General features: G+C 43.0%; 25 protein-coding genes. 22 read left to right on the top strand and 3 right to left on the bottom strand.

What is annotated here, in order from left to right:
- Positions 1-246: 246 nt before the first annotated feature.
- The 4 genes from WSWS_RS07380 to WSWS_RS07365 are packed head-to-tail and all read left to right on the top strand — an operon-like array spanning position 247 to position 4626.
- Positions 247-1827 (top strand): bifunctional metallophosphatase/5'-nucleotidase, encoded by a 1581-nt coding sequence (locus WSWS_RS07380; RefSeq protein WP_070230655.1) that lies wholly within the window; start codon positions 247-249, stop codon positions 1825-1827.
- A 14-nt stretch (positions 1828-1841) separates the two neighbouring features.
- On the top strand, positions 1842-2894 hold the full coding sequence (locus WSWS_RS07375) for an ABC transporter ATP-binding protein (protein WP_070230654.1): 1053 nt from the start codon (positions 1842-1844) through the stop codon (positions 2892-2894).
- Positions 2891-3799, top strand: coding sequence for a carbohydrate ABC transporter permease (locus tag WSWS_RS07370; RefSeq protein WP_070230653.1), 909 nt, complete (start codon positions 2891-2893; stop codon positions 3797-3799). The genes WSWS_RS07375 and WSWS_RS07370 overlap by 4 nt, the downstream gene beginning before the upstream one ends.
- On the top strand, positions 3799-4626 hold the full coding sequence (locus WSWS_RS07365; RefSeq protein ID WP_070230652.1) for a carbohydrate ABC transporter permease: 828 nt from the start codon (positions 3799-3801) through the stop codon (positions 4624-4626). Before WSWS_RS07370 ends, WSWS_RS07365 begins: the two co-directional genes overlap by 1 nt.
- 170 nt (positions 4627-4796) lie before the next feature.
- Here WSWS_RS07365 and WSWS_RS07360 read toward each other — a convergent pair whose 3' ends face one another.
- Positions 4797-5060 carry a PspC domain-containing protein gene (locus tag WSWS_RS07360; RefSeq protein ID WP_070230651.1) on the bottom strand — a complete coding sequence of 88 codons (264 nt, stop codon included), beginning with the start codon at positions 5058-5060 and terminating at the stop codon, positions 4797-4799.
- Positions 5061-5157: 97 nt separating this feature from the next.
- Between WSWS_RS07360 and WSWS_RS07355 the strand changes: the two genes are divergently transcribed.
- The 5 genes from WSWS_RS07355 (at position 5158) to WSWS_RS07335 (ending at position 8539) form a co-directional block, all read left to right on the top strand.
- Positions 5158-5475, top strand: a complete 318-nt coding sequence (locus WSWS_RS07355; protein WP_070230650.1) for a PadR family transcriptional regulator — start codon at positions 5158-5160, stop codon at positions 5473-5475.
- Complete coding sequence (locus tag WSWS_RS07350; protein ID WP_070230649.1) at positions 5465-6106, top strand: DUF1700 domain-containing protein; 642 nt, start codon at positions 5465-5467, stop codon at positions 6104-6106. Before WSWS_RS07355 ends, WSWS_RS07350 begins: the two co-directional genes overlap by 11 nt.
- Entirely contained in the window at positions 6090-7088 is a 999-nt protein-coding gene (locus WSWS_RS07345; RefSeq protein WP_070230648.1) for a DUF4097 family beta strand repeat-containing protein, read from the top strand. The genes WSWS_RS07350 and WSWS_RS07345 overlap by 17 nt, the downstream gene beginning before the upstream one ends.
- A gap of 63 nt (positions 7089-7151) precedes the next feature.
- Positions 7152-8003, top strand: coding sequence for an undecaprenyl-diphosphate phosphatase (locus WSWS_RS07340; protein ID WP_070230647.1), 852 nt, complete (start codon positions 7152-7154; stop codon positions 8001-8003).
- 125 nt (positions 8004-8128) lie between these two features.
- Positions 8129-8539, top strand: a complete 411-nt coding sequence (locus WSWS_RS07335) for a hypothetical protein (RefSeq protein ID WP_070230646.1) — start codon at positions 8129-8131, stop codon at positions 8537-8539.
- A 46-nt stretch (positions 8540-8585) separates the two neighbouring features.
- On the opposite strand, the gene WSWS_RS07330 is transcribed toward WSWS_RS07335, so the two are convergent.
- Positions 8586-9794, bottom strand: coding sequence for an ROK family transcriptional regulator (locus WSWS_RS07330; RefSeq protein ID WP_070230645.1), 1209 nt, complete (start codon positions 9792-9794; stop codon positions 8586-8588).
- A 394-nt stretch (positions 9795-10188) separates the two neighbouring features.
- On the opposite strand from WSWS_RS07330, the gene WSWS_RS07325 reads away from it, so the two are divergent.
- From WSWS_RS07325 to cbpA, 9 genes are all read left to right on the top strand, one after another.
- Complete coding sequence (locus tag WSWS_RS07325) at positions 10189-11619, top strand: MFS transporter (RefSeq protein ID WP_070230644.1); 1431 nt, start codon at positions 10189-10191, stop codon at positions 11617-11619.
- 14 nt (positions 11620-11633) lie between these two features.
- Complete coding sequence (locus WSWS_RS07320) at positions 11634-11915, top strand: hypothetical protein (protein ID WP_070230643.1); 282 nt, start codon at positions 11634-11636, stop codon at positions 11913-11915.
- A gap of 88 nt (positions 11916-12003) precedes the next feature.
- On the top strand, positions 12004-12201 hold the full coding sequence (locus WSWS_RS07315) for a hypothetical protein (RefSeq protein WP_070230642.1): 198 nt from the start codon (positions 12004-12006) through the stop codon (positions 12199-12201).
- A gap of 380 nt (positions 12202-12581) precedes the next feature.
- Positions 12582-13457 carry a YihY/virulence factor BrkB family protein gene (locus WSWS_RS07310; RefSeq protein ID WP_114981461.1) on the top strand — a complete coding sequence of 292 codons (876 nt, stop codon included), beginning with the start codon at positions 12582-12584 and terminating at the stop codon, positions 13455-13457.
- A 114-nt stretch (positions 13458-13571) separates the two neighbouring features.
- Complete coding sequence (locus WSWS_RS07305; RefSeq protein WP_070230640.1) at positions 13572-14180, top strand: cadmium resistance transporter; 609 nt, start codon at positions 13572-13574, stop codon at positions 14178-14180.
- A 9-nt stretch (positions 14181-14189) separates the two neighbouring features.
- Positions 14190-14513 carry an ArsR/SmtB family transcription factor gene (locus WSWS_RS07300; RefSeq protein ID WP_070230639.1) on the top strand — a complete coding sequence of 108 codons (324 nt, stop codon included), beginning with the start codon at positions 14190-14192 and terminating at the stop codon, positions 14511-14513.
- Between the two features lie 317 nt (positions 14514-14830).
- Complete coding sequence (gene xylA, locus WSWS_RS07295) at positions 14831-16261, top strand: xylose isomerase (protein WP_070230638.1); 1431 nt, start codon at positions 14831-14833, stop codon at positions 16259-16261.
- 310 nt (positions 16262-16571) lie between these two features.
- Positions 16572-18083 (top strand): xylulokinase, encoded by a 1512-nt coding sequence (gene xylB, locus WSWS_RS07290; RefSeq protein WP_070230637.1) that lies wholly within the window; start codon positions 16572-16574, stop codon positions 18081-18083.
- Between the two features lie 263 nt (positions 18084-18346).
- Positions 18347-18994: a cyclic di-AMP binding protein CbpA gene (cbpA, locus tag WSWS_RS07285; protein ID WP_070230636.1), complete on the top strand. Its 648-nt coding sequence runs from the start codon at positions 18347-18349 to the stop codon at positions 18992-18994.
- Between the two features lie 46 nt (positions 18995-19040).
- On the opposite strand, the gene WSWS_RS07280 is transcribed toward cbpA, so the two are convergent.
- Positions 19041-19886 carry a hypothetical protein gene (locus tag WSWS_RS07280; RefSeq protein ID WP_070230635.1) on the bottom strand — a complete coding sequence of 282 codons (846 nt, stop codon included), beginning with the start codon at positions 19884-19886 and terminating at the stop codon, positions 19041-19043.
- Positions 19887-20065: 179 nt separating this feature from the next.
- Between WSWS_RS07280 and pth the strand changes: the two genes are divergently transcribed.
- Genes pth through WSWS_RS07260 form a run of 4 tightly spaced genes read left to right on the top strand, consistent with a single transcriptional unit; the run spans position 20066 to position 26009 of the window.
- Positions 20066-20632: an aminoacyl-tRNA hydrolase gene (gene pth / locus WSWS_RS07275; protein WP_070230634.1), complete on the top strand. Its 567-nt coding sequence runs from the start codon at positions 20066-20068 to the stop codon at positions 20630-20632.
- 10 nt (positions 20633-20642) lie between these two features.
- Complete coding sequence (gene mfd / locus WSWS_RS07270; RefSeq protein ID WP_070230633.1) at positions 20643-24170, top strand: transcription-repair coupling factor; 3528 nt, start codon at positions 20643-20645, stop codon at positions 24168-24170.
- Complete coding sequence (locus tag WSWS_RS07265) at positions 24154-25731, top strand: putative polysaccharide biosynthesis protein (protein ID WP_070230632.1); 1578 nt, start codon at positions 24154-24156, stop codon at positions 25729-25731. Before mfd ends, WSWS_RS07265 begins: the two co-directional genes overlap by 17 nt.
- The gene (locus WSWS_RS07260) at positions 25731-26009 is read left to right on the top strand and encodes an RNA-binding S4 domain-containing protein (RefSeq protein WP_070230631.1); all 279 of its coding nucleotides are present in this window, start codon (positions 25731-25733) and stop codon (positions 26007-26009) included. The genes WSWS_RS07265 and WSWS_RS07260 overlap by 1 nt, the downstream gene beginning before the upstream one ends.
- Positions 26010-26152 lie beyond the last annotated feature (143 nt).

Here is a 26152-nt window from a genome sequence, read left to right as displayed (position 1 = left end):
GGAATCAACTTTAGTGGGAAATTCATTGAAAGGCATCCCGATAAAATGTTGTTTAAGTATTAAAGCGTTAGCGATGCAAATGTTCGGATTATTGAACGGATATTTATTTTTTTAATGGAAATAAAATACTATTGCTATGTTAAAGGTGAACGTTAACTCAGTGGAGTGCTTGAATTGATTAACATATAAGGATAAAATTAGGTTACATTAAGGCAGTTTTACGGCGAAAAATAAGAGGAGTTCATCATGCAAGTCAAAATTCTTTCGACGTCAGATGTTCACGGTTATGTGCGGGCAGATGACTTTCGGCGCCCATTGTTGAATGACGGCTTGGGATTGACGCGTGCTGCAACGGCGATCAATGCAGTGGCGGGTGCGCTAGCACCTACAGATGTGCTAGTCAAAATTGAAAATGGTGATTTTATCCAAGGCTCACCATTGACCAACTACATAGAAAAAGAGGCCCCAGCAGCGGTGGCTGTTTACCGGCAATTAGCGGATGTGATTGGTTATGATGTCCGCATTTTGGGCAATCATGAATTTAATTACGGGCGCGATTATTTGGAACGCGTCATCGGGGATGCCCCCAAGTTGTTAAATGCTAATATCGTGGACACGATCACCCAAAAGCCTTTCATTGGTAAACCATACGCGATCTTGGAAAAACAAGGTCTTAAACTTGGTATCATTGGCTTAACGACCAAATTTATTTCACACTGGGAGCAACCAGATCACATTAAAAATTTGACTTTTTTGGACCCAGTTGAGACTGCACAACACTATATTGATCAGATTCGTGCCGACGTAGATGTGTTGATTCTGGCTTATCATGGTGGGTTTGCACAAGATTTGGCCACAGGGGCACCCCTTGAACGTCTAACTTCAGAAAATCAGGGTTATCAACTCTTACAATTACCAGGGGTGGATGCGTTGGTGACTGGGCATCAGCACCGCGAGATTGCCACCGTGAGCCAAGATGTACCGACAACCCAACCAGGTTACCGGGGTGATCACATCGGGGCGATCACGCTAGAATTAAACGATGCCCATGAGATTGTGGCGCATACCGCCAATTTGATCACAACGGCTGATTATGCCCCTGATGATAAGATTGAAACGTTGATTGATCCCATCCAAACGCAGGTTGATACATGGTTAGACCAGGCGGTTGGTCATGTTGGCGAAAATATGCAAATCACGGACCATTTTGCGGCACGTGTACATAGCCATCCATTCGTTGAATTGGTGAACCGTGTGCAAATGGCAGCCACTGGTACCACTATTGCCAATACGGCTATTTTTAATGATGAGGTTCGGGGGTTATCAAATGCGGTGACTTTGCGGGACATCATGACAAATTACATTTATCCCAATACATTGGTTGTTGAAAAATTGACTGGACAGGCTATTAAGGATGCCTTAGAAGTTAATGCGCGTTACTTTGCATTGACGCCAGATGGCAAGTTAACCATCAATCCAAAATTTATCATGCCCAAGGTGCAACATTATAATTATGATATTTGGAGTGGTATTGACTATACTTTTGATATTAGTCGCCCGATGAATGATCGGGTCGTTCGGGTGACAAAGGAAGGTGAACCGCTGAATTTAATGGCTGAATACGAAGTAACCATGAATAATTATCGTGCTGGTGGGGCGGGTAATTTTACAATGTTTGCGGGGGACAAGATTGTACGTGAAGTGCAAATTGAAACGGCGGAACTGATTGGTGATTACATTATGGCACACCCAGCCATCATGATTCCACAACCAACGAATTTAACTATTATTGGATTTGACGGTATTGCAGACGAATTAAAGAAATAAGTGAGATTTGAAAAATGGATGTGACCTTTAAACATGTGACCTTAACTTATCCCAATGGCGTTGAAGTTTTGCATGATCTGGATTTTCAAATTCCGGCTGGCCAACTCATTGCCTTGTTGGGTCCTTCTGGTAGTGGTAAGTCAACGACGTTGAATCTAATTTCAGGGTTGTTGCGGGCCACTTCTGGCACGATTAATTTTGGCGAAAAAGACGTTACCAAACTAGACGCCCTGCAGCGTGGGGTCGGCATGGTTTTCCAAAACTATGCTTTGTATCCACATATGTCAGTGTTGGATAACATTGAATTTCCAATGAAAATGGCTAAGGTGCCAAGAGCTGAACGGCGTGAACGCGCGCTAGAATTAGCGAAACTAGTTCGAGTGGATGATCAAATTGACAAGAAACCGGGTGCCTTATCAGGTGGGCAACAACAACGGGTTGCCATTGCCCGTGCATTGGCCAAGCGACCAAGTATTTTGTTATTGGATGAGCCCTTGTCAAATCTCGATGCGCGTTTACGGGTCGAGATGCGTGAAGAAATTCGGCGCATTCAACAAGCGACGAAGGTGACGACGATTTTCGTGACCCATGATCAAAGCGAAGCCATGCATCTTGCTGATAAGATTATGATTTTGCATGATGGCGTGATTCAACAATATGCTGAACCACAAAAACTTTATCATGCGCCAGTCAATCAATTTGTGGCTGGTTTCATTGGCGAGCCGACCTTAAATATCGTGTCTGGGGATGCGATTCGTGAGTCGCTTTATCAGATTTTTGGCACACGCACGCAACTTATTGATCAAGTTGGTATTCGTGCCGAGGCCATTACATTGGCTGAGTTGGCTGAACAAACTATTAAGGTGCCAGTGACGATTTCACGTGTGACCGCGTATGGTCGCGACTATCATGCACAGTTGACTATGGGCGGACACGAAGTCGTTTCGACGGAAATCGCACCATCCGCTCCTATTGCAACTGAAGTCTTAGCGAATGTACGTTTGTCGGGGCTGTACGCCTTTGATCCGGTGGGTAACCGCGTTTACCCAGAGGGTGGTGAAGCATGATCGGAGGCAAACCAACTTGGCGTCAAACCTTAAAGGGATGGCTCTATGTGTTACCTATGCTGATCATTGTGGGCACGTTCAGTATTTATCCCCTCATTTCAAGTTTAGCCATGAGCTTTTACACGCAGTACAATAGCGTTCAAAATAAAGTTTTAGCGACTGGGTTTGACAATTTTAAGTACATTTTTTCTGATCCAAATTTCATCTTGGCGTTGAAAAATACATTAATCTTCGTTGTGGGGGTGGTGCCTTTACAGGTAATCATCGGCTTGATATTCGCAGTGTTACTAAACCACATCAAAGTATTAACAGGCGTCTTTCGTTCAATTTATTTTTTGCCATTTGTAACTTCGACGGTCGCCATGGCATTGGTTTGGCGTTGGATTTACAACAAAGATGCAGGACTGATGAATTACTTGCTGGGATTCATTGGAGTGCAACCAATTGATTGGTTGAATGATCCGCATTATGGCATGTTGGCGTTAATTATTTTAGCTATTTGGAAGGGACTGGGACTGAACATCCTCCTCTTCTTGGTTGCCTTGCACACTGTTGATCAGGGATTGTACGATGCGGCTCGTTTGGATGGTGCTGGTCCGTGGTCGCGTTTTTGGCATGTGACGTTACCCATGATCTCGCCGATGACATTCTTGGTATCAGTCAGTGGTATCATCAGTAGTTTCAAGGTTTTTGATGAAGTCTTTGCGCTCTTTGGTGGCCAGCCGGGACCAGAAAATTCAGCTCTAACCATGGTTTACTATTTGTACCGACAATTCTATGAATTAAATCAATATGGCCGTGCCGCAGCTGCGGGGGTTGTGTTATTTTTGATGATTCTAGTGGTTACTTTGGTTCAGATCTGGTGGTCTAAGAAGCACCTACACTATGGAAAGGAGACTATCTGATGAAAGTAAGCAAAATCACCAGTCATGTCTTCATTTATGTTCTCTTAGTGCTAGGTGGGTTGATGATGTTGTTACCGTTCTTTTGGATGGTGTCAACGGCCTTCAAAACTGGTTTTGAAGCTATGCAAACGCCCCCAACTTGGTTTCCTAAACATCTATTGTGGCGTAATTGGGTGCAAACATGGCACGCGGCCCCCTTCGCCCAGTACCTCTTGAACTCAGTGATTATCTCTGTCGTCACAACTTTTGGCCAAGTCATCACGTCGATTATGGCAGCCTTTGCCTTTGCCAAGCTGAAGTTTTTTGGTAAGCGTCTCTTGTTCTGGTTGTTGTTAGCCACGATGATGGTGCCAGGTGAAATGTTGATTATCCCAAATTTTGTGACTTTGTCTCAATGGCACCTGGTTAACACTTATGGCGCATTGATCATCCCTTGGTTAGCTAGTTTCTTTGCAGTATTCACCTTGCGACAAAGTTTTGCGCAAGTCCCTGACCAATTATATGCTGCAGCCAAATTAGATGGCGCTTCAGATTGGCGTTTCTTATGGCAGATTTTGGTGCCAAATGCTAAATCTTCAATTATGGCAGTTGCTTTACTACAAGTGATTGGTTCGTGGAATTCATTTATGTGGCCATTAATTGTGACAAATAGTGAAACGATGCGTACCTTGCCAGTCGGCTTGCAAGCTTTCTCAACTGATGCGGGGATGAGTTATCCTGAATTAATGGCAGCTGCAACATTTGTCATTTTGCCCATGGTTATCTTGTACCTTGCTTTGCACAAATATGTTGTCCATGGCATGCGTATTGGTGGGATGAAGGGTTAATAAATAAGGGTGTGCAAAAGATGAGTCGGGTTAGCCTGGCTCATCTTTTTTATGGGCAGGCATTTCACCACCCACTGCACAAAAAAACCGATGAATCAGTGAGATCATCGGTTTATGACTGTTTTCCAAACGATGCGGGTTGGTCAGAAGGCGGTGTTAAGCGTGAGATACTAGATTTCTTCGTCTTCAGGATGTGTGTAAACATCCTCATCGTCAATCACAGCTGAACTATAGTGCGTCGGCTTAGTAGGTAGGATGATCGCTGCAACAATGTACAGCACGACAAATAAACCACTACTCATCAAGGCGAGCAAAGTGTAGATAATGCGGACTAATGAGAGATCGATATGCCAGCCGAGGTAATCGACTAGTCCCGAAAGAACACCGGCGATTACTTTATCGTTTGGGTTTTTATACCATTTCTTTGGTGTCATGTGACAGTCCTCCTCTCGGTAAAATATGCTTGTAACTTGCTTGCTATACAAATTTATTATAGTATACAATGTATAATATAAAAAGGGGGAGCACTTCATGTCGATGCAACTTTCAAAAGAGTTGACGGATGGGATTGTGTTAGCTTTCCTAGCTGAGCAAGATCTCTATGGATATGTCTTAACTAAATCAGTCCAAGAAGTGTTCGCAGTTTCAGAATCCACCATGTATCCAGTTCTCCGGCGGATTAAAGCCAAGGGGTGGGTCACCACATATGATGAGCCATTTGAAGGCCGGAACCGTCGTTATTATTCCATTACCAAGGAAGGACGGGCGGCACTGCAAGATTTACAAATGGACTGGCATGACTTCAGTGCCCGCGTCGAACATATATTAGGGGATGAAGATGGAAAATAATGTTTATTTCTCAACTTTGCGTAAACACTTATATGGCTTGAGCGAAGAAGAGCGCGATGATGTGGTGTCCTTCTATCAGGAATATGCTGTTGACGCGAAATTATCTGGTGAAACGTTAATCAATGAATTCGGGACACCCAAGCAATTGGCTCGACGGGTATTAGTAGATTATTCAATCAAGTATGATGATGCTGCTGAAGAAGAGGCGGTCGATTGCGCAACTGGTTTGCGACAGCGTGAATCAAGTCGCGTCAAACGGCAATTAAACTTGTTATGGGTTGTCGTCATCGGTTTGTTAACCAGTATTATTTGGGTGCCAGCTGCCTTAGCGGTGATGCTAGGCTTATTCCTGGTGATTGTCGCCGGTGTGGCGGTCGCCATTATCTTACTTTCTTTGCTAGCAATGGGTCTCTTCCAAATTGTTGGTGGGTTCGCGGTGATTGGACAAAGTTGGCAAACCTCTGTCTTGCAAATTGGATTAGGGATCACCTTTGTTGGCATTCAAATTGTAGCCTGGCCAGTGGGCTGGTTAATTGTGCGGACGATTTTTGCAAGTTTGATGAAATTTGTCAAATTCTTGGGTCGTCGTTTCTCACACAGTGGAGGTACACAAAATGGCGAAACTATTTAAATTGATTTTGATAGGATTTGTCACCATTGCTGTGGGACTCTCATTAGCAACGGTGGGCTATCTCAATCATGGAGTGAACGCAATTCAACTACGCCATGGTCGTTTTTTTGTACCACAAGAGGCCAAGGTGCATGAAAAGTTAACGTCATTTTCTAAAATTAATATTGCGGCGAATGCGATTAATGTCAATATTAAGCGAGATAATTCAATTTCAAAACCAAAAATTATCGCACGCGTCGATGATTCTGATGACTTCACGTATGAAGTAAACAATGGCACCCTAGTTGTAAAGTATGCCCAAAACGGTGATTACACAGGTGTTGGGTTTGGTAGTTCGGGATCAACGTATATCACAGTATTGCTACCTCGTCAGATGTCTTTGAAGGATATTCAGTTAACCGGTAATGACAGTGGCGTAATCCTGAAACAAGTTACTGTTGCAAAATTGACAGCTAATTTGACCTACAGTGGGCTACGGTTACAACAAGTCAACGCAGATAAGGTGATCACGTCAAATAATGATAGTGATTTACGGACGATCAAGGCAAACATCAAAAATCTGCAAACAACGTCACACGGTGGTGATGTCAAACTAGAACGGAGCCAGATTGCAAATTTTGATGGCGATTTGGAAGATGGGGATGTCGACATTGATCGCACGACTGTCTCAGGTGATAACAAAGTTATGATTGCTGATGGTAATATCAAGTTTACTGATGCCACAATCAGTACATTTGCGGCTAATTTGCAAGAAAGTGATGTTGCAATGAATCGGACAACATTTACGGGTAAGAATACAATCAGTATTCAAGACGGTGACGTCTCTGGTGGATCAGTTCATGTGACAGGTATCGAAGCACGGATTAGTGATGGTGACTTGACGGTGCTTGGTAAAAAGTATGTCGGTCATTATCAGAAAAATGAAAATGCCAAGGACAATTTGGTCTTGACCGTTGTTGATGGCGATATCACATTGAATTAAAATTAGTGAAGTACTGGTCACTCTGCAAAACTTTGCATATTAATTATAAGAAAAGAGATAGATATGTTTGATTTAATCAAATCGCTCATTATTGGAATTGTTGAGGGTATTACGGAATTCTTACCAGTTTCATCAACCGGGCATATTATTATCGCAGAATCGTTGATGCGTATTCCGGGCGGTACCGTATGGACCAAGGCATTTACCAATATGTTTGATTATGTGATTCAGCTGGGCGCCATTTTTGCGGTGATTCAATTGTATTTCCATAAGTTAAATCCCTTATCCCCAGCAAAGTCGCCTCGTGAGCGTAATCAAACTTGGCGACTTTGGTTCAAGGTAATCGTTGGTGTGTTGCCAGCAATGATCGCGGGATTATTATTAAATGATTATATGGATGCTCACTGGATGAAGGCGAGTGTGGTGGCTGCGACATTGATCATTTATGGTATTCTATTCATCATTTTGGAACGACGCAATGCGACGAAAACGCCATCCTTGACTGATGTCAACGCCATGACTTACAAGATGGCGTTTGCTATCGGGTTGGTACAAGTATTGTCAATTATTCCTGGCACGTCTCGTTCAGGTTCAACTATTTTGGGTGCGATTTTCTTAGGGGCCTCACGGGTTGTAGCAGCTGAATTTTCATTTTTCTTGAGTATTCCAGTCATGATTGGGGTGACCATCTTGAAGGTCGGTAAGTATCTGCTTAACGGTGGTGGTTTCACTGTGATGCAGTCTGCGACTTTAATGGTTGGTTTCTTGGTCGCGTGGTTTGTGGCTTACTTAGCAATTAAGTTCATGATGAATTACATCAAGCAAAATGATTTCCAAGCATTCGGTTGGTACCGGATCGCCGCCGGAATCGTGGTATTCATATTAGGGGCATTTGGCCTATTAAACATGGGTTAATCGATTCGTTTTGCCCAGTGATTAGTGAAACATGGTAAAATGCAGAAGAGCGTTCTTCTGCATTTTTAATTTTGTGGTAACGAACAGACTAAATAATTGGTTGAGAAAACGAAATAGAGGAAATTATGGCTGTAGACGAACGGTTCTATCGCTTTGATCGTGATTTTGATGTGATGCGATATATTATTCGCTTGATTGAAAAGCAAAATCCAATTTATGAGCGTAATGATCCCATTAAAAAGCAACAACTAATCAGGTATCAGGAAACCAAGGTCAGCGAAAAAATGGCTGAGATTCGTGCCATGCGTTTTTTTGATGCGGGTGACTTATTTATTTCTGCTAAAGTCCTGCCTGATCGGGTTAAACCAAAGGGTGAAGAGTATCGTGTGGTGCTGGCATTGCCAGCTAAGCGTAAGTTTGCTAAGAAATTAGCTGACTTAGGCGTGGAAGTCACTTATCGTGACTTCCAAGGGGATGATGTGATTTATTGGTCAGTTAAAGAGGCTTATAAGGCAACTCATCCAGACGCAGAATAAGACTAAAAAGAAGCAATCGTTCATCAAAGAACGGTTGCTTCTTTTGTTATGTAGTTTGTTTGCTTTTGTTATCTGTGAAAATTAAAGTGAAATCGATCATATCGAGTAATTTTCGAGTCGTGTATGAAATACCACCGGCTAAGGTCGCACGATCAACCGAGCGACGCGCGAATTTCAGTGGAATAGTCGTATGGGGTGCGATGGTCTGATAACGCGCTTCCATCCTTGTATAAAATTCAGGATGCCGAGCGAGAATGCGCGAGTGGACAAAGACTGCTTCAGGTGCCATATATTGTACTAGGTTGAAAATGGCTTTAGCCAATGTCTCAATCCATTCATCAACTAAACGTAAAGCATCTGCATCGTTGTTATCCCACAAGGAAAGGAATTCATCCATCGTGAGATAATCAATTTTTTTGATGCGAGCCAAACGGGCGATGAGAGCATCTTCAGAGAATAAATCTTCTAAATGAACATCGCCCGTAAATCCTTCATCTTGCCAATGGTTGTTTGACATAACCATACGACCAATTTCACCAGCTTCACCATGAACGCCAGGGAAGAGACGGTCGTTCAAGATGACACCGGCACCGATACCATCATGGATATTGACAGTGATAAAGTTGTGGAGTAATGCGCCACCATCATAGTCCCGGTAATCACGTAGGTACACGGCTGCTAAATTGGCTTCGTTTTCTAGATATACGGGCACGTTCAATTGACTTTCGAGTTGTTTGGCCAAGTCAATACTCAGCAAATCAAGATGGTATGGCGCGTAATGCACGCGATTGTTTTCCACCACCCCATGGATGGCGACGCTAACGCCCATTAAACCACGATCGGTTTTTAAGGTACCAAGTTGGGTAATATAAGCGAGCATGGCCCGCTGAATAGCTGCAATGTCCATGCCGGTAATAGTCAATTCACCTTGCGTGATAATTTCACCAGTTATCCGAGCGGCCATATAGCGTAAATGGTAGTGACCAAGATCAAATGAAACGATGTAGCCTAAATTATGATTAAACCGAATGAGTTTTGGTTTGCGACCCCCGGCTTTTGAAACAGTTCCTTCACCAAGTTCTTCAATAAAGCCGCTTTCCTCAATCTCACGATAGATAGTGGTCACAGTTGATTTATGTAATTCAATTTGATCCGCAATTTCACTACGGGATGTCTGCTCAGCGTTAAATAGTGCTTGGATAATTAATTTGCGATTGGCCTCGCGCATAATATCTTGATCGACTTTGTTAGCCATGCACATACCTCGTTTTCATAATATGTATGTAAACCATTGTAACACGGGACTTATGAGCATGTTTTCAATTTTTTTGTTGATAGATTACAAACCGTTGATTGATTAGATAGACCAATTATTAAATTTTATTTCACAATGTTTAATGTGGGATGTGTTTTATCTTGAAAATGATAGCGTTTTCATTGTTGATATATCAATAATTTAAGTTATTTTAGGGGTTTTCGTTGTAGGCTGATCAGTTATTCCTTTTTTTAACAAACGGTTGGTTGTGTTAAAAAACCAACCGTGATATACTTTGTCTTGTTGATAGAAGATAGCGCTTTCATAGCAATGAGGGTTATCTTATGCAAATAATCGTATTTTCACTATGTTATAAATTTTAAGGAGTTTTGTTATGGACGCAAATGTTCGAAAGGATGAGTTTGTGAAGTTATCACTTCGCGAACGCATCTCATACGGATTCGGTGACTTTGCCCAAAACCTGGTTTTCGGTACGGTTGGCGGATACTTGCTGTTTTATATGACTAACATCGATGGTATCTCAGCTGCTTCAGGCGCCCTAATTTTCATGATTGTGCGTTCTATCAATGTTGTTTGGGATCCATATGTTGGTGCCGCTGTTGATAAGAATAATCCACGTGCAGGTAAGTATCGACCTTACCTGGTATACTTTGGCATTCCCCTGACAATTTTGTCAGCGATGTTATTTTTCCCAACTGCAAATTTTACAGCCAATGGAAAATTCATCTATGCTTTAATTTCGTACTTGGCAACAGCTTTGATTTACTCTTTCGTGAATGTACCTTATGGTTCAATTAATGCTTCATTGACACGTGATGGTGAATCGATTGCAGAGTTGACATCGACGCGAATGATTTTGGCCAATACGGCTAATTTGTTGGTGTATACCTTTTTCCCAATGTTTGTCCAATTAGCTGTTGGTGGACCAATGACTGACACTGGATTCTTTGGCTTGAAAATGCCTTTAGGTGACTATGGTAAGCCATCTGCTCAAGGTGACTGGTTCTTAGTCTATGGTATCTATATGGTGTTGGGATTTGCAGCTCTAATGCTTTCCTACTTTGGAACTCATGAACGAGTCTTGCCTGATGAAAATCAAAAAGTAGCCAAGATCACTGATTTGTTCATTGAACTGAAATCAAACAAAGCTTTGCAATTGTTAGGGGGCTTCTTCTTAGTTGCCTTTACCTTTATGTTCTTTGGTAATACTGTTTGGCCATACTTCATGCAGTCATCAATCGGGCATCAAGAGTGGATGACTTCAATTGGTTTGATTGGTTCAATTCCAGGTATTTTCCTGGTTGCATTGTGGCCAAGATTACGGGGAGTGTTAGGTAAGAAAAACTTCTTCCTAGCGTTCTTAGGCATATTCATCCTAGGTCAGTTGGTATTGTGGTTCTGGTCGCATGGACATCAGGATCAGATCATGTATGGTTATATTGGCCGTTTCTTACAACAATGGGGCTTAACTTCAGCGACTGGCTTCATGTGGTCGCTGGTTCCCGAAATTGTGACGTACTCGGAGTACGTTTCTGGTAAGCGTGCGGCTGGTATTATTAATGCTATCATGGGGTTGTGTTTTAAGGTTGGATTAGCACTTGGTGGAATCATTCCAGCATTGATCTTATCAGCATATGGTTTCAAAGATTCAGAACATGTTGGGACAAATGGATTGACTGGTATTGAAGTATCATTCATCTGGATTCCAATCGTTTTGGCCATCGTTGCAGCGTTGCTCATTGTACTTTATCCACTTGATGATGATGATGTGACAGCAATGAACCGCGAATTATCAGAAAATTAAGGGGGTACACTAATATGAATAATCCAGGACGCAACGAAGAGTTGTATACAAAGGTTCAGACAAAGGTGAACGCACCTATAATCACTTTCATTGGGAAATTGGTTTTGCTTTTCATGGCCTTGTATGTACTGATTTATGGGTTAGTACCAATTATTGGATTGATCATTCCTATTCCAAGTAATCCAATTATTTCTACGCAAACGAATCCGTTGGCATTGCTGTTAGTTTTGGTTGGTGTGGCTGTAGTATTCTTTGTGGCTAAAGTTTTGCAGGCTGCAATGGGTAAGAAGAAGTAATTTAATTCTCAACAAAATCATAATCGGGCGGGTGATTATGAATAAACCTCCATGCGTTGGATTTGCTCCAACGCATGGGGGTTTTGTTATGTTTTCAAAAGAAATTCAAATGGTGGCGGTGACGGAATATCTTTTTGGAGTTCCGCAAAGCGTGCCTCGTCGCAAATATCAAATCACAGGTTCTGTAACCCTCTACAATTGGGTCGAATCCATAAAGTTTCTAGGGTTAGAAGGCGTCAAAAATCCGAATCAATACCGAAATTCCCCCAACCAGTGGGCCACTTAGCTTTCACTCCAATTTTGTGGTTCAGTTCAGTATAAAATTTTTTTATTGGCGTCGATAATACGATATATACAAAAAAGCACTCAACGGGCAATTGAGTGCTTTTTCGGAGCAGTCCTTTTGGGTAAAAGGTCCGCTCTAATTCGTTTTAAGGAGTAGGTTGCGAATTGCTTCGCACATCAAGTTCGGGCAAAACTTGATGTTGTTATGAATAAGTAGTTGATTGGTTAATACCTTTCAACACAGATAATAATAGTGCGCGTACCATAAAATAACATTAACATCACCAAACTTATCTGGTATTTTCTATCAATTTCTATGCGACAAAGGCGTCTTCCTTTGATAGGATAGAGATACTTGATAACAGGAGTCAGGAGGGTAGCATGATAGAAAAGATTAAAAGGGTAATGCAAAACCCAAATATTAAGCTATTCATGGTTTTGTTTAAGCGCGTTGATATTCCAAATGCCAGTGCAGCTATTGCCTATTATGCGATGTTAGCCATTTTCCCTATGATTATCGTGGCCGCCGCTTTGTTGCCGATATTTGGGGTCACGACAGATGTGGCATTAGATTATTTGCAAACAGCTTTGCCAGGAACGATATATCGAATGGTCGTGCCAATTGTTAAATCAATATTGTCACAAAGCGGGGTTGGTGCACTTTCGTTGTCATTGATTGTGACACTCTGGTCGCTGTCCCGGGTGATTGTGACGGTGCGTAATGCGCAAAACCAAATTTTTGATTACGAACCGAAGAATGTCGCTATCGTCGAACGATTAATTTCGCTGTTATGGATGGTGGTGGTTTTAGGAGCAATGGGTGCTTTAATTGTACTAGCTTCAATTGGTTCGATGATTTTAACAGCCTTGCCGATTGACCAGATGTTTGTGCAACGGTTAGAATCTGCTAAAGTGCTGATTGTATTTGTGGGTCTATTTTTTGGAATGGGATTGTTTAACTGGGTGTTACCAGGGAAGAAGCCCCGTTTGATCTGGGCTTTGGTTGGTACGGCAGTGGAAGTTTTGGCATTACTACTCTTATCAAAATTATTTGGGTACTATGTTGCCATTGCCGGTCGGACATACAGCTTTTATCAGGCGGTGGGATCAGTAATTATTTTATTGATTTGGCTCGATCTAATCGCAACGGTCATTATGCTGAGTACATTGGTGATGGCCTTTTTAGATGAAAAATGGCCAGGTGACGGCGGTATCCGAACTTTGTGGGCGAAAATTCGCGAAGATTCATCACAGTAAGTGATAATAATGCGACTGAAGCGCCATTTTTCATTATCTGCACAATATCCACCGCTGTGGAATAATGGTAAAATGAAATATGAAAAATAATTCATATGTTAGGTGTGTGTTGATATGGTAGATGCAGTTGTGCAGGGGTTTATGTCTTATGTTGGGACAATATCCGATTACTTTATTGTGCTGATGATTATCTTTGGTTGTCATCGGTTAGAACAAAAAAATCAAATTATGTGGGGGTCACTCATTGGTAATGGCCTACTAGTGGGTCTTAGCATTATCATTGGTATGACCTTTAAATTAATTCCGGCACAATGGGTGTTAGGATTACTTGGTATTATTCCAATCATTATGGGCATTCGCGTGCTCGTCATTGACGACGATGACGATGCGGAAATTGCGGAGAAGTTAGAGGACGAACCAGCCAAGGGGTTAATCACGACTGTGGCGCTGTTGGCGTTTTCGACATGTGGCGCGGACAATATGGCGGTTTACATTCCGTATTTTGCTAATTTAGAACTCCGCTATTTACCGATTATTTTATTGATGTTTTTAGCCATTTTGATCAGCGTATCGTGGTTGGCCTTTAAATGTTCAACTGTTAAAGTACTGAGCAGTTTTATGGAAAAATACGCGAAATGGCTACAGTCGGTTTTATATATTGCCTTAGGATGCTATATACTGATAGATACGCGGGCCCTCCAAGAATTGTTCGCGTGGTTATGAGGTAAATAAATGGCATTAGACTTCATTGATAAAGAACAATTGATAGCGGCGGCTAAGTTGGCTAAAGTTCTCGGCCACCCTTTACGTATTCAAATTTTGCATCTGTTAAACCAACAAACCATGACTGTAGGAGAGTTGGCGCATCTATTAAACGTTGAACAATCATCCCTATCACACACTTTGAAGAAAATGCGCGAATTTCAGTTAGTTTCACAGCGCCGTGCAGGCAAGGAAATTTATTATAGTGCAACTGATTCGCATATCATTGAAACAGTGCAACGTCTATTAGATCATGAAGCTCATGTTTTGCAGAATGCACCACATCACGATTAATCTGAAATGTCTGGTAACTACTTTAGCTAGTTGCCAGGCATTTTTTTTGCTATCTTTAGATGATTGTGAACAAAACCACAAAAAATGTAATTATTAGAAATATTATCATATAAGTAATGAAAACGCTGTCATTATCAATTTAGTGAGGATGTTTTAATTATTTTGATGAGATTATGAGCAAATAAGGCTTGCATTCAATGCAATGGTGCGTATAATAAATCTTGTAAGTTAGTTGTTTGGAAAAACCAACTAACTGGAAGAGCCTGTCATGGGCCCTGAATTAGGTTTTTGTATTATAGAATTTGGAGGATGTCGTAATGGCAGAATTGTTTGACTTTCCTAAGGTAGAGTTCATTGATGGTGCTAAGGGATTGGATTTCCGCACAGCAAAGGGCTATAACTTCTACAACCCTGAAGAAGAGTTCACCAACCCTGTAACTGGGGAAACTAAGGCGATGAAAGATTGGTTGAAGTTTTCGGTAGCTTATTGGCACACGATGGACCAGCGGTTGGTTGATCCCTTTGGTGAGGGGACTGCCGTGCGTCCTTGGGATGTGAATGGTGTTGATGACATGTCAGACCTGGATCATGCAATTGCCAAGGTTGATTACATGTTTGAGTTTATGGATAAGTTAGGGGTCGAGTATTTCGCATTTCATGATCGTGACTTAGCCCCAGAAGGTGCAACGTTGGCTGAAACTAATGCTAACTTGGACAAAGTTGTTGATCGCATCGAAGTTAAGATGCAAGAAACTGGTAAGAAATTGTTATGGAATACCTCATCATTATTTACCAATAAGCGTTTCTTGGCTGGTGGGGCCACAACACCATTCGCTGATGTATTTGCATACGCCGCTGCTCAGATTAAGCACTCGTTGGAAATTGCTAAGCGACTTGATTCAGAGTCATATGTATTCTGGGGTGGCCGTGAAGGCTACGAATCATTGCTAAACACTGATACCAAGCGTGAGTTGGATCACATTGCAGCCTTCTTCAAATTGGCTAAGGAATATGCCGAAGAAATTGGTTACACTGGTCAATTCCTAATCGAACCAAAGCCAAAGGAACCGACTGATCACCAATATGATACTGATGTGCAAACGACGATCGCCTTCTTGAAGACGTATGGCCTGGATGATGTCTTCAAGTTGAATTTGGAAGGAAATCACGCCTACTTGGCTGGGCACAAGTTTGAACACGAAGCCCGTTTTGCTCGTGAAGCGATTAACAGCAAAGGTGAGTCATTACTGGGATCGTTGGATGCCAATATGGGTGATAAGCAAACTGGTTGGGACATCGACGAATTCCCAAATGACATTTACGAAGCGACTTTCGTTATGTTGGAATTCATCAAGAATGGCGGCTTGCCAACGGGTGGGTTGAATTTCGATTCAAAGGTGCGACGGGCATCGTTTAAGCCTGAAGATCTATTCTATGGTCATATGGCTGGTATGGACGTTTACGCCGCTGGCTTCCGAGTAGCTTCTAAGCTGATCGAGGATGGCGCTTTGGACAATATTGTCACCGAACGATACTCATCATTTGATGAAGGTATTTTCAAGGATTTCGATGTTGCTTCGCGTAAGAATGAAGCATCACCAATCAAGTTGGCTGATTTTGAAGACTATGTCTTAAACAAGACGGATGAAGAAGTATTTGCATCAGTTAAGTCAGCTCACTTGGAAGCAATCAAGGCAACGGTCAATAACTACATCTATGCTGTTTTGGGTTCAACTTTTGCCAAGTAATAGTTAATTAAAAAACTCCATATCTCAAAAAATCTCAAACAAAAAATCTCAACTACAATCTGAGTCGGGTCCTCTCACCCCGACTCATAAATCGACATGGAACCTATCTCACTCCATGTTACTCGGCACAAAACACCGAGACAAAAAGAGCTGGGCTATCGCTAGCTCAGCTCTTTTTGTATACATATTTTGGAAAATTGGTTGGGGTTACTACAAACTGTTTTTCAATGAAAAATCGTTTGTAGTGGTCTTAACCAGGCCCATTATCATTGACACGTTATTAATAATATTAAAGAAGAGGGAAAAATACATGAGTGAAGTAGTATTGGGTATCGACCTCGGTACTTCGGCGGTCAAAGTTTCAGCAGTTGACCGTACGGGTAGTATCATTGCACAACAATCATTTGATTATCCATTATCACAACCAAAACCAGGTTGGTCAGAACAAAACCCCGAGGACTGGGTCAATGGTGTCACCGTGGCGATTGTTCGTCTGATTTTGAACGATGGCCTCAAGCCGGCAGATATTAAAGGAATTTCATACTCAGGTCAAATGCATGGATTGGTGTTATTGGATGCTAATAAGCAAGTTTTGCGTCCTGCCATCCTGTGGAATGATACCCGTACCACCGCGCAAACTAAAGAAATCGCTGCGAAGATGGGGGCTCAATTCATCGAGGTTACTCGCAATCGGGCTTTGGAAGGATTTACGTTGCCTAAAATTTTATGGGTCAAAGAAAATGAACCAACTATTTTTGAGCAAGCAACGACGTTTGTCACACCAAAGGATTATGTACGTTACCGGATGACCGGCAAGTTGGCCATGGAAATATCAGATGCTTCTGGTACTGTGGCCATGGACGTTGCTGCCGGCACCTGGTCAAAGGAAATACAAACGGCCTTCGATTTACCGGCGAGCTTCTTCCCAGAGATTATTGGTGGCGCAGAATTTGCCGGGCATATTTCACAGTCGTATGCCTTGTTCTCAGGTTTGGAAATTGATACGCAAGTCTTTGGTGGTGCTGCCGATAATGCCGCAGGTGCCATCGGTTCAGCAATTTTAAAGCCGAATATGGTTTGGTCATCGATTGGAACTTCCGGAGTTGTCTTAAAATATGAAGATAGTGCTTCAGTTGATTACAAGGGACAGATTCATTTTTTCAATCATGCCATTCCAGGTAAGTTTTACTCGATGGGTGTGACTTTGGCAGCGGGTCACTCGTTGAACTGGTTCAAGTCAACCTTTGCGGCTGAAGAGGACTTCACGTCATTGGTTGCATCGGCTGGGAAATCAACGATCGGTGCGAATGGTTTATTATTTACACCATACATTGTTGGTGAACGCACACCGTATGCTGACAGTGCTATCCGCGGGTCGTGGATTGGGATTGATTCCATGCACAAGCGCCATGATTTTGTCCGTTCAGTTGTGGAAGGTATTGTCTTCTCATTCAAGGATATCTTTGAGATCTACCAGCGTGCTGGCGCGAATTTTGATACTGTCATTGCTTCAGGTGGTGGTGCTAAATCACCATTATGGTTGCAAATACAAGCGGACATCTTCGATAAGAAGGTCGTTGTATTAGAGAATGAACAAGGACCAGGCATGGGCGCTGCGATCTTGGCAGCTGTTGGTTTGGGCTGGTTTGATTCAGTAGCAGCAGCCGCTGAAAGGTTCGCCTCATTTGGTGAAACCTATGAACCAGTGCCAGAAAATGTCGCCAAGTATCAGCAAATATATGCAATCTACCGAAAGGTATATCCAGCTACTGCTGAAGTGTCACACGCTTTGATGGATTATCGACGGGTGAATGATAATTAAAGATAGGCAGACGGCCCAGCTTTGCGGTGGGCCTTTTTGCTATGTCCGAAGCGGGGGGCTAGGATCAGCTGGTTATCCCTTTGGCAATGACGTGAGGCCTCTGTTCGTTTCTAATCGGATGTCAGAATTGTTGACGTGGTCGTTCGTAAATTTAAATTTTTTGGCAAGAAAATACGAATATTGATGGCGAATACTATTAATAATAAGCATGGTATGGTATAATGATTAGATTATTATTAGAGAAAATAGAGAGGGAGATTTGCATGTTTGCCACCTTAATTAAGCCGCGGGAAGAGCTTACCACGGTGACCGAAAATTCAACAATTCAAGATGCTTTGGACATCTTCAATGACTCGAGTTTTCGTGCGATTCCGATTCTCGATCAAACGGGTAATCTATTTCGTGGGGTCATTTATAAGATGCATATCTACCGCCATCAAGCCAATCAAGGCGACATGAGTTTGCCGGTGACAACGTTGATGCGTAACATGACCAAGTTTTTGAGTGTGGAAGCAACCTTCTTTGAAACGTTGTTCACATTACGAGATTTGCCGTTTATTTCAGTATTGGACAAAGAGAATCATTTCATGGGGATTTTGACGCACAGCCGGATGATGTCACTAATGGCTGAGTCATGGCAGACGAAGAGCGGTCGATATGCCTTAACTGTTTTGACCGATGGTAGTCGTGGTAGTATTGAACGCGCATCGAAGTATATTTCACGTTACACGAGTGTTTCATCGGTCTTGTCACTGGACCCGGATAATAACAACCGGACGACACGCTTGGTATTTACGCTACCTGATACGGTTAGTGAAGATACACTATCTAAGATTATCCGCGTACTTGGTCGCAAGGGCTTCCATTTAGAGTCTTTGGAAGATTTTCACGAAAAATCATACCTGCTATAAAATATAGAAATAGCGAATCGTTGGCTTAACGATTCGCTATTTTGTATTACACACGTTTGGGTGCAGCGGTGATTTTCAGTGCTAGTAGTACCAATAGAATGATAAGCGCAGCACCGGCCACATAACCGTAGATCATACGGGCTGATGCGACCACATGCTGAGCATAAACGATGAGTAGTTTTTGGCCAGCAACCCCGAGGCTAATGGGCATCATATCAGGAATTTCTTTAGCACCAAACACGGTTACTAAATAGGCAGCGCCTGATCCGAGCATGTTTACCAGACTAAAGCTCCAAAGGGTCGCCAAAATATCACCGCGCATTGACCAAAGATGGATTATTAGTAATAAAATCGTTGCGATCAATAATCCTAGTGCGCTCCACGCTAATTTGGTCCGATCATTGGCCAGTTGCTTAGCGCCGTATCTTGCGTACGATTGCACCCGGCGGTCGATATTGTTATTGATGACCGTCACGGCTGTGGCCGCATCATCCGCACTAGTCCCTTGGTTGGTGAGGTGGTTTGTAATCGCTTGATCAACCGGTCCAGTCGCAAATGGTCGGGCACTATTACTGTAGACACCTGCGACAGTTTGGTTAGCTGTGGCTTGTGCGACGCCGGTAGTCACAATCAATTTTAAGTCATCACCAGACAGCGAAGTATTCTCAATCAGGGGACTCAGGTTGGTGAGCAAGATCTTTTGGAACTGTTTAGTTTGTGTTGGTTGAGTCATAATACGTGATGTATAATCACGGTTGAAAACGGTTGTAATGGCAATGGCGCTACTTGCCAGCGCCACACCCACAAAGAATAGTAGAAACGACATCAAAAAAGCAGTGCCTTTATCAGGATCGCGTTGTCTTTTCTGTCGGCGTGTAGTTGTTGTAGCCATCAAAACTCCTCCTGGACCATCTATTACCTAAAGTATAGTTGAATTCAGATAGGAATGCTTTAAGATTTTACGTGCATTGCCTCTATGAAGGCGGTAAAATATATTTAGTTAAATCGAACGTGAGCGGGGTGGACTATACGGGTTCAACCCCATTTCTGCGTATACAGGAGAATATAAAAATGAAGATGATTGTTGGCTTAGGCAATATTGGCAGGAAGTATCATGAAACACGTCACAATATTGGTTTCATGGTGGTTGACGCATTAGCTGAGCAGTACGGGGTGAGTTTTAAACAAGATGGCCCTCATAATGCTTTTGTAGCTGATTTGTATCTCGGTACCGAAAAGGTATTACTTGTGAAACCAACTACCTATATGAATGATTCTGGTCGTGCGGTGGGCCCTTTGGTTGCTTACTATGATTTGGATTTGGCCGATCTGTTGATTATTCAAGATGATATGGACATGGATCTAGGTAAATTACGTCTACGCGCGAAAGGTTCAGCTGGCGGTCACAATGGTATCAAGTCAATCGCGCAACACCTAAATACCCAGACATTTAATCGGCTTAAGTTTGGTATCGCACACCCTAAGCATGAACAACAGGCGGTTGTGAATTTTGTCTTAGGAAAATTTTCAGCTGATGAGCAACCGGTGATTATGCAGGGAATCGATCAATCAATTGAGATTATTAAGGCGTTAGCGCAAGGTGATGATATGCCTACGCTTATGAATAAGTTTAATTAAGGAGAATAAGGTGGATTTAGTTGGACTTTTACAAGCAAATACTGAATTACAACAATTAGCGCAAGCTGTTCGAACCGGTGGACGTCACGTATTAACAGGTATCACTGGGCCAGCTCGTGCAGCGTATTATGCCGCTGTGCAACGAGAAAGCACATATCCAATGGTGGTTGTCACGGATAGTCAATTTCATGCGGATCAATTAGCCGAGGATATCGCTGGCTTAGTGGGCGAGACCCATGTGTCAATTTTCCCCGCCGAAGAAACGATTGGTGCTGAGATTTCAGTGTCATCACTTGAAACCCGTTTGCTACGGGTGGAGGCGCTACATCGGTTGCTAACCGATTCGCAAGCCATTGTGATTACTAGTTTTGCGGGCGTACAACGTTATCTGCCACCAGTAAATTCGTTTGCTGCGGCAACGTTAAAAATCACCTTTGATCAGCAATATGATTTAACAGCTTTGCAACGAATGATCCAGAAAATGGGCTACGAACGCAGGGATGCAGTCGAAAATCCGGGTGAGTATGCATTACGTGGGTCAATTTTTGATATTTATCCGTTGAATCAAGAAAATCCAGTACGGTTAGACTTCTTTGATACGGATTTGGACACGATGCGCTTTTTTGATGCTAGTGACCAGCATAGTTTGGCAGAGTTGGATGAATTGGAAATTTTACCAGTCACTGATTTAGTGCTCGATCCAGCTGAGATTGACGGCGCGGTGTTACGTTTGGAACAGGCAATGACAGTGCGTCGGGACAAGCTTGAGGGGGCTGCCAAGCGCCATTTAACAGAAGCTTTTACCCCAATGCTAAATTTGTTAGCAGAAGGTCAATTACTGCCGGAAATTCGCAGCTATTTACACTTGTTGTACGCTAACCCCGCGACATTACTGGATTATTTACCAGAACATGGTGTGGTTGTCTATGATGATTATCCTCGTATGTTGGAGAATGCAGCACAAGCCGAGTTAGATAACGGCGAGTGGTGGAGTCGCCATCTAGAAGAAGCGACTGTGTTGGATACGATGGACTTGGGGGTGAAAATTACTGAGCTAGCACGCACCGATGCGCATGCTAGTATCGTGGCTTCACCTCTTCAACGAGGGATTGGTAATTTACGGCAAACGAGTATTACGAATGTCGTGGTGCGACCAACGCAACAATTCTTCGGTCAGATACCATTGTTAAAAGGTGAAGTACAACGTTGGCAGACGCAAAATCAAACGGTGGTCTTTTTAGCTAATACGGTTGAACGGACTGAAAAACTCACGGCGACATTTAGCGACTTTAGTATCAAAGTAAATACGGTATCCACAGATCAATTGGTTGTCGGCCGTACGCAAATCACAACCATGCAGCTCAGTGCGGGGTTTGAATTGCCCGCATTAAATTTAGTGGTGCTCACGGAGCATGAATTATTCCAGCAGGTGCGCAAGAAAGCACCGCGACGTCAGTTGTTGAGTAACGCGGAACGGTTGCGTAGTTACAATGAATTGAATCCGGGTGATTACGTCGTCCATGTTAATCATGGTATTGGTGTGTATGAAGGCATGCAAACGATTGATCATCGTGGTGTGAAGCAAGACTACATCACGATTTCATACCAAGAGGGTGCTAAAATCTTCATTCCAGTGACACAGCTAGATTTGGTCCAAAAATATGTTGGTGCCGCTGAAAAGGCGCCGAAAATCAATAAGTTGGGTAGTCCACAATGGGCTCGAACACGTGCCAAGGTGGCCAAAAAGGTTGCAGACATTGCGGATGAATTGATTCAACTATATGCAGAACGTGAAATGCGCCAAGGATATGCGTATGCGCCAGATGATGACACTATTCGTCAATTTGAGGAGGCTTTTCCTTATCCCGAGACGCCTGATCAGATTCGGTCAACGGCCGAGATTAAAGCTGATATGGAGAAAAGGCAACCCATGGATCGTTTGTTGGTGGGGGATGTCGGGTTTGGTAAAACAGAAGTAGCTTTTCGCGCCGCTTTCAAAGCCGTGCATGAAAATAAACAGGTTGCAATTTTGGTTCCCACGACGATCTTGGCGCAACAGCATTATGACTCAATGGTGGCACGGTTTGCCGATTTCGGGGTGCGTATTGCGATGCTATCCCGTTTCCAAACGGCCAAACAAACGAAACAAATTCTGGCAGATTTGAAGAATCATCAAGTAGATTTTGTTGTGGGAACACATAAATTACTTGGTAAGGGTATCGAATTTGCCGATCTTGGGCTATTGATTATTGATGAGGAGCAACGCTTTGGTGTCAAACATAAAGAGCGTTTGAAACAGCTCCAAACGGAAGTTGATGTTTTAACTCTGACAGCAACACCGATTCCACGCACATTGAATATGGCGATGGTCGGGGCGCGTGACTTATCAGTCATTGAAACCCCCCCAGCTAATCGTTACCCAATTCAAACATATGTGATTGAACAAAACGGTCGCGCAATTGCCACTGCAATCGAACGCGAAATGGCCCGTGGTGGTCAAACGTACTATTTGCATAACCGTGTAGAGGATATGGAACAAGTCGTGAGCTATGTCGAATCATTGGTGCCAGAAGCACGGGTGGGCTATGTGCATGGACAAATGTCTGAAGTGCAATTAGAAGGTGTTTTGGTTGACTTTATTAACGGCGAATACGATGTGTTGGTGACCACCACGATTATCGAGACTGGTGTCGATATCCCAAATGCGAATACCTTGTTGGTTGAAAATGCCGACCACATGGGACTGGCGCAGCTATATCAGCTCCGTGGTCGGGTCGGCCGTTCGAATAATATTGCGTATGCTTACTTTATGTATCCAGGAAATAGGTCACTCAGTGAGGAAAGTGAAAAAAGGCTGTCGGCAATTCGTGATTTCACTGAGCTTGGCTCAGGTTTCAAAATTGCGATGCGCGATCTTTCTATTCGTGGCGCAGGTGATTTATTAGGGCAGTCACAACATGGCTTCATTAATTCAGTTGGATATGACTTGTACACGAAGATGCTGCAAGAAGCGGTCGCTCTGAAGCAGGGTAAGACCAAGCGTCAGATGCTCACCGATGCTGAACTTGATTTGCAAGTTGAAGCTTATTTGCCAAGTGATTATGTCCCAGCCGGACCGCAAAAGATTGATTTGTATCAACAAATCCGTAAAGCAACTAAGCCGGCAGAATTTGATGCATTAGCGGCTGATATGATCGATCGCTTTGGTGAGTTACCCGCCGAAGTCAACCGCTTATTAGTTGTTTCATATATAAAGAGTCTCGCGGATCGGGCTAATATCATTAGTATTAAGCAGGATTTCAAAATACCCGCCTTATTGCATGTTAAGTTTGCCGAAAAGGCGCAATTAGCTGATGTTGATTGGTTAGCGGCCTTAAAGCCATCGGGGTTACGTGGTTCCGCGGTGAGTGCCAGTCCGGTGCAGATTGATTTAGTGATCCAGCCTAAAATGACGGTTGATACTTGGTTAAATGGGGTACAGACATTTGTAGCAAGCTTTGTGCCAGCGGAGGAAGAGACCGATGAAGGTGACGCATAATGTGATGGCCGGGACTGGTATTTTAGCGCTTTCGGGATTTATCGCGAAATTGTTCAGTGCAATCTACCGGGTGCCATTTCAAAATATTGTTGGTAATACAGGATTTTATGTCTATCAACAAGTTTATCCGTTATATGGGATTGCGGTCGTGCTGGCCCTGAGCGGGTGGCCGGTCTTTGTTTCGAAAATTATTATCGAACAACCTGATGAAGTGCATGCCAAAGCGGTCGCACGCCGGCTTTTCATTATTTTTGGTATTGTTGGGATACTTATGTTTGCCTTGCTTTTCTTTGGCGCAACGCCCATGGCTGGATTGCTTGGTGGTGACAAACGTTTAGCACCAGTGATTCAAGCGGTGGCTTGGCTGTACTTGTGTATGCCATTGCTATCGATTAGTCGGGGGTATTCACAAGGTTATTTGAATATGCTTCCCACGGCGCTGTCACAGGTAGTGGAGCAAGTAATTCGCGTTATCGTCATCCTCACGATAGCTCTAGTTGCAGTCCAAGGGCACTGGTCGGTTTATAAAATGGGTGCCTGGGCTATGGCTGGTGCGCCAATTGCGGCTGTTTTTGCCATTGTTTTATTGTGGCGAGTGTTGGTTGCAATCTGGTCAGGGAAAATTGGTAAAGTAGATCAGTTGCCTAGCTGGTGGCAATTAGGACGCCGTTTTTTCCGTGAAGGTGGGCTAATAACATTACTAGCAATGTTATTGGTATTGTTACAATTAATGGATTCAATGACCTTGAAGGTAGCCTTAGTGGCACAGGGGCTCTCAGTTGAGACAGCGGAGGCACTTAAAGGAGTGTATGATCGTGGTCAACCAATGTTACAGTTGGGGATGGTGTTAGCAACCAGCGTCAGTGCATCATTACTACCGGCGTTACGGACCTATCATCTACGCCAGCAAGACCATGAGTTCCAGCATGATTTTCGAAGTGCATTACGGGTAACGGTGCTCGTCGCCAGTGCCACGATGTGCGGTATGATTGCTATTATGCCACAAATGAATCAGATGTTATTTAGCTCGCGTGAGGGAAGTATCGCCTTAGCGTGGTATGTCGTATTAATTTTACCTGCGACGATCATTTTATTATTAAGCAGTGTTTTACAAAGTGTTGATCGTACCCGTGGTTTGATGTTTTGGATTGGGATGGCACTAGTTATCAAATATCTACTGAACAGTGATTTAGTTGCCTGGTGGGGTGTTGCCGGTGCCAGTATCGCCACAATTATCGCAATTTTGCCGCTTATGGTGTACACGATCTATCGTATGCCTAATCTGAGCTGGCGCGGCGCTTTGCCTGGCACCTGGGTAACTAAAGTGGTAATAAGCCTCGTGATGTTGATAATTTTTGCTATAATTGGAACAAGCTTAGGTGACTGGTTACTGGGAACTTCACGCATGGCCAGTCTAGTAACCACCCTGCTAGGTACTTTTGCGGGTGGTGGGGTGTTTGTCACCTTATTAGTGAAGTTTGAATTATTGACACCGGCAGAGTGGTTATTATTACCTAAAGGTGATCAAATCTACCAGCTGTTAGTTGAAAGAGGAAAATAATGCGATTAGATAAGTATTTGAAGGTTTCACGTTTGATCAAACGACGCACGATTGCTAAGGAAATTTCTGACCAAGGGCGTATTGATATTAATGGTAAGACGGCGAAGTCATCGGCGGATGTTAAAGTTGGGGATGATCTGACAATTCGTTTTGGTAATAAGACATTGGTAGTTAAGATTGAACGCATTGTTGAAACGACTAAAAAGGAAGCCGCTGAACACATGTATAGTATCGTGAGTGAAACTTACGAGACCAATTATGCCGATGATCCAGAATAATATCGGTGCTGGCTACGGTTAGTCACGGTATTTAATTGGGAAAAAGCTTTGGTTTTAGCATTTTTTATAACGCATCGTTACTTTTTTATATAAAAAAGTTAAGAGCTTTTTAAAAAACTCGACCCACCTTGTTTTTGGCGTAA

The sequence above is a fragment of the Weissella soli genome, assembly GCF_001761545.1.
Classification (GTDB): domain Bacteria; phylum Bacillota; class Bacilli; order Lactobacillales; family Lactobacillaceae; genus Weissella; species Weissella soli.
The sequence above is the reverse complement of the archived record's forward strand: the minus strand, read 5'-3'. Positions and strand labels throughout refer to the sequence as shown.

Bases quoted from the DNA above. Each gene is read 5' to 3' on its own strand.
- WSWS_RS07380 (WP_070230655.1), top strand. From the start codon at position 247: ATGCAAGTCAAAATTCTTTCGACGTCAGATGTTCACGGTTATGTGCGG.
- WSWS_RS07375 (WP_070230654.1), top strand. From the start codon at position 1,842: ATGGATGTGACCTTTAAACATGTGACCTTAACTTATCCCAATGGCGTT.
- WSWS_RS07370 (WP_070230653.1), top strand. From the start codon at position 2,891: ATGATCGGAGGCAAACCAACTTGGCGTCAAACCTTAAAGGGATGGCTC.
- WSWS_RS07365 (WP_070230652.1), top strand. From the start codon at position 3,799: ATGAAAGTAAGCAAAATCACCAGTCATGTCTTCATTTATGTTCTCTTA.
- WSWS_RS07360 (WP_070230651.1), bottom strand. From the start codon at position 5,060: ATGACACCAAAGAAATGGTATAAAAACCCAAACGATAAAGTAATCGCC.
- WSWS_RS07355 (WP_070230650.1), top strand. From the start codon at position 5,158: ATGTCGATGCAACTTTCAAAAGAGTTGACGGATGGGATTGTGTTAGCT.
- WSWS_RS07350 (WP_070230649.1), top strand. From the start codon at position 5,465: ATGGAAAATAATGTTTATTTCTCAACTTTGCGTAAACACTTATATGGC.
- WSWS_RS07345 (WP_070230648.1), top strand. From the start codon at position 6,090: ATGGCGAAACTATTTAAATTGATTTTGATAGGATTTGTCACCATTGCT.
- WSWS_RS07340 (WP_070230647.1), top strand. From the start codon at position 7,152: ATGTTTGATTTAATCAAATCGCTCATTATTGGAATTGTTGAGGGTATT.
- WSWS_RS07335 (WP_070230646.1), top strand. From the start codon at position 8,129: ATGGCTGTAGACGAACGGTTCTATCGCTTTGATCGTGATTTTGATGTG.
- WSWS_RS07330 (WP_070230645.1), bottom strand. From the start codon at position 9,794: ATGGCTAACAAAGTCGATCAAGATATTATGCGCGAGGCCAATCGCAAA.
- WSWS_RS07325 (WP_070230644.1), top strand. From the start codon at position 10,189: ATGGACGCAAATGTTCGAAAGGATGAGTTTGTGAAGTTATCACTTCGC.
- WSWS_RS07320 (WP_070230643.1), top strand. From the start codon at position 11,634: ATGAATAATCCAGGACGCAACGAAGAGTTGTATACAAAGGTTCAGACA.
- WSWS_RS07315 (WP_070230642.1), top strand. From the start codon at position 12,004: ATGTTTTCAAAAGAAATTCAAATGGTGGCGGTGACGGAATATCTTTTT.
- WSWS_RS07310 (WP_114981461.1), top strand. From the start codon at position 12,582: ATGATAGAAAAGATTAAAAGGGTAATGCAAAACCCAAATATTAAGCTA.
- WSWS_RS07305 (WP_070230640.1), top strand. From the start codon at position 13,572: ATGGTAGATGCAGTTGTGCAGGGGTTTATGTCTTATGTTGGGACAATA.
- WSWS_RS07300 (WP_070230639.1), top strand. From the start codon at position 14,190: ATGGCATTAGACTTCATTGATAAAGAACAATTGATAGCGGCGGCTAAG.
- xylA (WP_070230638.1), top strand. From the start codon at position 14,831: ATGGCAGAATTGTTTGACTTTCCTAAGGTAGAGTTCATTGATGGTGCT.
- xylB (WP_070230637.1), top strand. From the start codon at position 16,572: ATGAGTGAAGTAGTATTGGGTATCGACCTCGGTACTTCGGCGGTCAAA.
- cbpA (WP_070230636.1), top strand. From the start codon at position 18,347: ATGTTTGCCACCTTAATTAAGCCGCGGGAAGAGCTTACCACGGTGACC.
- WSWS_RS07280 (WP_070230635.1), bottom strand. From the start codon at position 19,886: ATGGCTACAACAACTACACGCCGACAGAAAAGACAACGCGATCCTGAT.
- pth (WP_070230634.1), top strand. From the start codon at position 20,066: ATGAAGATGATTGTTGGCTTAGGCAATATTGGCAGGAAGTATCATGAA.
- WSWS_RS07265 (WP_070230632.1), top strand. From the start codon at position 24,154: ATGAAGGTGACGCATAATGTGATGGCCGGGACTGGTATTTTAGCGCTT.
- WSWS_RS07260 (WP_070230631.1), top strand. From the start codon at position 25,731: ATGCGATTAGATAAGTATTTGAAGGTTTCACGTTTGATCAAACGACGC.